At 43.4% G+C, this 4992-nt stretch carries 6 protein-coding genes; 2 read left to right on the top strand and 4 right to left on the bottom strand.

What is annotated here, in order from left to right; genetic code table 11:
- From VF500_RS00135 to epsC, 3 genes are all read right to left on the bottom strand, one after another.
- Positions 1-196: DUF5808 domain-containing protein (locus VF500_RS00135; protein ID WP_330857732.1), on the bottom strand; the 196-nt coding region annotated here is incomplete at its 3' end.
- Between the two features lie 162 nt (positions 197-358).
- Complete coding sequence (gene cysM / locus VF500_RS00130; RefSeq protein WP_330857731.1) at positions 359-1231, bottom strand: cysteine synthase CysM; 873 nt, start codon at positions 1229-1231, stop codon at positions 359-361.
- A gap of 24 nt (positions 1232-1255) precedes the next feature.
- Complete coding sequence (gene epsC / locus VF500_RS00125; protein ID WP_330857730.1) at positions 1256-2086, bottom strand: serine O-acetyltransferase EpsC; 831 nt, start codon at positions 2084-2086, stop codon at positions 1256-1258.
- A gap of 124 nt (positions 2087-2210) precedes the next feature.
- Between epsC and VF500_RS00120 the strand changes: the two genes are divergently transcribed.
- Entirely contained in the window at positions 2211-2651 is a 441-nt protein-coding gene (locus tag VF500_RS00120; RefSeq protein ID WP_330857729.1) for a nuclear transport factor 2 family protein, read from the top strand.
- A 220-nt stretch (positions 2652-2871) separates the two neighbouring features.
- Here the strand turns inward: VF500_RS00120 and VF500_RS00115 are convergent, their stop codons facing one another.
- A complete protein-coding gene (locus VF500_RS00115) occupies positions 2872-3753 on the bottom strand; it encodes a DMT family transporter (RefSeq protein WP_330857728.1) in 882 nt (293 codons plus the stop codon).
- A gap of 382 nt (positions 3754-4135) precedes the next feature.
- Between VF500_RS00115 and map the strand changes: the two genes are divergently transcribed.
- The gene (map, locus tag VF500_RS00110; protein ID WP_330857727.1) at positions 4136-4900 is read left to right on the top strand and encodes a type I methionyl aminopeptidase; all 765 of its coding nucleotides are present in this window, start codon (positions 4136-4138) and stop codon (positions 4898-4900) included.
- Positions 4901-4992: the final 92 nt, after the last annotated feature.

Raw genomic sequence — 4992 nt, 5'->3', positions numbered from 1 at the left:
ATTTCGCGGGCGCAAATATCATAGCGCCAATCACTATTGCCAGTATCCCAGCCATGATCAAATAACTAACCGGGCGGGCAAAATTCAAAGTCCAGCCCAGGTATTTGACTCTTTTAGGTACAATGATCCGGGCATCGCTCTCATTGTAGTAAAACACCCCGTATTTATAATTATTGCTGTCTTCCGTTGGCTCCATTTTATTCTGATTGGTTACTCACCTTGCGCTCATCTGTGATGAGCGCTTAAAGTGGGCTTACATTTGTAACGTAAGCGCCGGTAATGGCGTTACAAACGCCAAACCATTTTAAGCGCTCGTTATAAACGAGCGCAAGTTTCATTGACATGGTGGCAGTACGTTTTACCCAAACAACTCACTGCTCAAATACCTATCCCCCCTATCACAGCAAATAAATACGATAACGCCCTCTTCCAGCTCCTCTGCCAGCCTTATCGCGGCTGATAGCGCGCCACCGCTACTCATACCCGCAAACACGCCTTCTACTTTGGCCATCTGGCGGGCCATTTGAGTAGCTTCTTCCTGCGAGATATCCATTACCCTGTCAACCCGTGTAGCATCAAAGATCTTGGGCAGATATTCCTCCGGCCACCTGCGGATGCCTGGAATAGACGAGCCTTCAACCGGTTGGCAGCCTATGATCTGCACATTAGCGTTTTGCTCCTTCAAATATCTTGAACAGCCCATAATGGTACCTGTGGTACCCATGGCGCTTACAAAATGGGTGATCTTTCCTTCGGTATCGCGCCAAATTTCGGGGCCCGTACTTTTTACGTGGGCCATGTAGTTATCCGGATTGGCGAACTGGTTCAATAAAAAATATTCGCCGGTGGCTGCTTTCTCTTCGGCATAATCGCGGCAAAGCTCTATTCCTTCCAACAGGGTAACTTTAGCGCCAAAAGCTTCCATGGTAAGCGTACGCTCGCGGGTGGAGTTAGATGGCATCACCAGTTCTATCTCCAAATCAAACAGCCTTGCAATCATAGCCAATGCAATACCTGTATTACCGCTGGTTGCTTCAATAAGTTTAGTACCAGGCTTGATATCACCACGTTCAATGGCACTCCTGATCATATTAAGGGATGCACGGTCTTTCACGCTGCCTCCGGGATTATTACCCTCCAGCTTGGCAAAGATCTGTACTTTAGGATTAGGGTTCAGCTTTTTAATTTCTACCATAGGCGTGTTGCCTATCAGGTCTATCAATCCAGCCATTATATTTTTTATTAGGTAAATGCTTTATCTTTTTCCGCCGAACAATTTAATGCTCAACCTTTTCAATATCCGGTGATTTGGGGTATGATATACCCTTGAATTTGGCGGCAGGCTTTTGGTAAGCCAAACGTTCCCCCCTACCACGCTGTTATGCCCAATAATGGTTTCGCCGCCCAAAATGGTTGCGCCCGAATAGATCACCACGTTATCCTCAACTGTTGGATGGCGTTTAGTGTTGGCCATACTTTTATCTACGCTCAACGCTCCTAAGGTAACACCCTGATACAACTTTACGTGCTTCCCTATTGTGCAGCTTTCGCCAATAACAATACCGGTGCCATGATCTATATAGAAATACTCGTCTATTTTGGCAGCAGGATGGATGTCTATCCCCGTTTTCGAATGGGCATATTCTGTAAGGATCCTCGGCAACAAAGGAATATCGTCAATATAAAGGCTATGGGCCACGCGGTAAAGCGAAATGGCATGAAACCCGGGGTAAGTACGGATCACCTCAAACTCGCTGCGCGCGGCAGGATCGCCGTTAAAAATAGCCTGGATATCGGTGTTCAGGATGCGGAACAACTCTGGAAGACCTTCAAAGAATTTTTTTGCCAGCTTTGAGGTATCGCAGTTACTGCAGGCTTTTGTAGCATGCATAATTTCGCAAAGGTCGTTCTCCAGTCTTAAAAACTCATCCTTTAGTTCCTCTACCGAAGCATACTGCTGTCCGGTTTGTTCGGGGTACAGCAAGTGGATCACTTTTAGTGCCCAGGCCGTAATTTCCCTGTTTGAAGGCACAGCCTCCAGGTTTTGCTGTTTAGCAAAAATATGTTGGTAAAAATCCTGACTCATGTTTTATGGCGGCCGTTTTGGGAAAACAACCAATAACAGTACAAGTTTATATAAAAGTTTGTTGTTAATATGTAAAATGAGCCTGATAATTGATATTTGAGTGAATTTAACCTATGCAAAACCAATGAAAGACCAAATAATTGAAACCGTAACAGCCTTGTTCGTCGGAGCCGATGAGCGCGACTGGACCAAAGTTAAAAACGCCCTTGCCGAAAATGTTGAGCTTGATTATAGTTCCATGACCGGTAATCCTGCAAGCCTGGTATCCTCAGAAAATATCATTACGGCCTGGCGCGGCTTTTTGCCCGGCTTCGACAAAACGCATCATCAACTGGCCGATTTTTATGTAATGCAAAACGGCTCAGTAGCGCTGGCACATTACTATGGCAAAGCCGATCATTTTATTGGCGATGAGCTATGGATTGTTGAGGGCACTTATGATACCGAACTGATTGAAACCGATGGTAAATGGATCATCACCAAACATAAACTCAACCTCATTAAGCAGGATGGCAATATGGATTTACCCGCGCAGGCTGCAGCGAGGGTTTCTGAACAGGGGTAATAATAAAAATTATGTCATTGCGACGAGTTCGCGTAGGGCAGTGTGTGACGCGACGTGGCAATCTCGTAGCCATGCATAAATACTTGCAAATCCGCTCTGCGTCCGACGAGATTGCCGCGCTGCGCTCGCAATGACATGGTTTTATAATTATATAACTTTCCCTATTGTTGAAGACTTACGAAGTTTTAAAAACTTCGTAAGTCTGGAGTCCAGGCATCCATTACAAATCAGTCAATAACCTTTTCCTCCGGCTTATCCCCGCTTGCAAAACAACGGATATTATGATCACTAAAAGCCCTGCATAAAAAGATAAATTAAGTTGCCGGGATTCGTTGAATAAAACCATCGCCAGTAAAATACTGTAAATGGGCTCCAGGTTAAAAGTGAGGTTAACTGTAAAGGCAGAGATCTTTTTTAAAGTTTCTGCAACCAGCACATAAAGCCCTACAGTACAAAAAAGTGCCAAAAGCAGCAGATAAATCGTGTCGGTAACTCCCGGCAATATTGTCTGTGCAGGAAAAAAATAAAGATATACCGGCAGCATTATAATTAATGCAATACATCCAGCCAGCATTTGATACATGTTGATAACGGTCGACTCATACTTTTTAACCAACCTTTCGTTAAAAATGGTGTAAAGCGATGCCAGAAAAGATGATATCACCCCAAGGATGATCCCTGTACGGAATGAGGTATCGAAATGAAAGATCAATCCGATGCCGGCAAGGGTGAGTGTACTTAACAGCAGTTCGGTTACATTAAACGGTTTTTTGTTAATAAGCGGCGCCAGAAATGCTGTAAAAAAACTGGTAAGGCAATAACAAACTACCCCTACCGAAACATTGGAATATTTGATGCTGGCATAAAAGAATACCCAGTGCAGGGATATTAATAGGCCCGCCTTCCCCATTTCCCAAATGCTCCCCCAGGAACGGCTAAATTGGGGCTTCCTGATCCACACAATAACAAGCAGGAACAGAAAAGAGAACAAAGTACGGTAACAGGTGAGCAGATACTCATTTAAAGAAATGAGCTTTCCAAATACGCCGGTAAACCCGGCAAGCAATACGGCTATATGTAATAGAACAAATGTTTTTTTCATTTTTTGCTAAAAAGACAGGTTGGGCAAACGATAAGAATACGCTATAATATTGCCCGCATTTAATAAATTGTTTTGAAAATAGTGTTGAAGAACTAAAAAGCAAATCTGAAAGAAGTACTTTTTACTTAGCAAAAAGAAGAGAATGGTGGATCATTAAAAAAAGGCTCCGAAACAAGAAATACCCGCATAAGGGATTTGATGTTTTCATTGTTGCCATATTTAATGCCTGTTATCATTTGAGCCAAAGATAGAAAAAAGTTTTGTTTTGGCTAAAGGATTGTGATTCTCCGTAGCATTTCATCATAAGCATCCGGCAACTTAGACACGGGTGTGATATACTATATCTGCATAATTGCTAATTTTGCTTTAGATAATATTTAAAATGTCTATAACAACAGAAGACGAAAAAAGCGGGATGCAGCAGGCAAGTGATGCTGTTGCCATTACGCTCAAAAAAATGCGTGAGTTTGCTAAACCAGGCATTTCAACAAAGGAGCTTGACGAGTACGGCCGCAAATTGCTGGAACAGATGGGCGCAAATTCTGCACCTAAATTAACATATAATTTCCCCGGGTATACCTGTATCAGTATTAACGAGGAAGTAGCACACGGCATACCATCTGCGGATAAGATCCTAAAAGAAGGTGACTTGGTAAATATTGATGTGTCGGCAGAATTAAATGGATACTGGGCAGATAATGGCGGCTCGTTTATATTGGGCGAAGATATCCACGGCCATGGTAAACTGGTAGAGGCATCGAAAGAGATATTGAGGAAAGCTATCAGCAACATTAAAGGAGGTGTCAGAATATCGGATATAGGCAAACTGATTGAGACTGAAGCTAAAAAAGCCGGCTACACGGTAATTAAAAACCTTACCGGGCATGGCGTTGGTCGTAGTCTGCACGAAGAACCGCACGAGATCGCTAACTTCTGCGACAGGTATAACACTGCACGTTTTAAAAAGAACTCGGTATTAGCTATAGAGACATTCATTTCAACACGGTCGACAATTGCCGAGACACAAGCCGATGGCTGGACGCTACTTGGCAATAAAGGTGGATTTGTAGCCCAACACGAACATACCATTATGGTAACCGGTGGCGAGCCGGTGATATTTACATCACAGAACGGTGTTTGGGATTGATTATCGCCCCTGAGAGCAATAGCGTTATTGAATCCCATAACATTCAAACAAAAAAGCCCCGGCAAATTGCCGGGGCTTTCCTATTAAATAAC

This window comes from Mucilaginibacter sp. (genome assembly GCF_036383575.1).
In the GTDB taxonomy this organism is placed as follows: domain Bacteria; phylum Bacteroidota; class Bacteroidia; order Sphingobacteriales; family Sphingobacteriaceae; genus Mucilaginibacter.
This window is presented reverse-complemented; position numbering and strand designations above follow the sequence as displayed.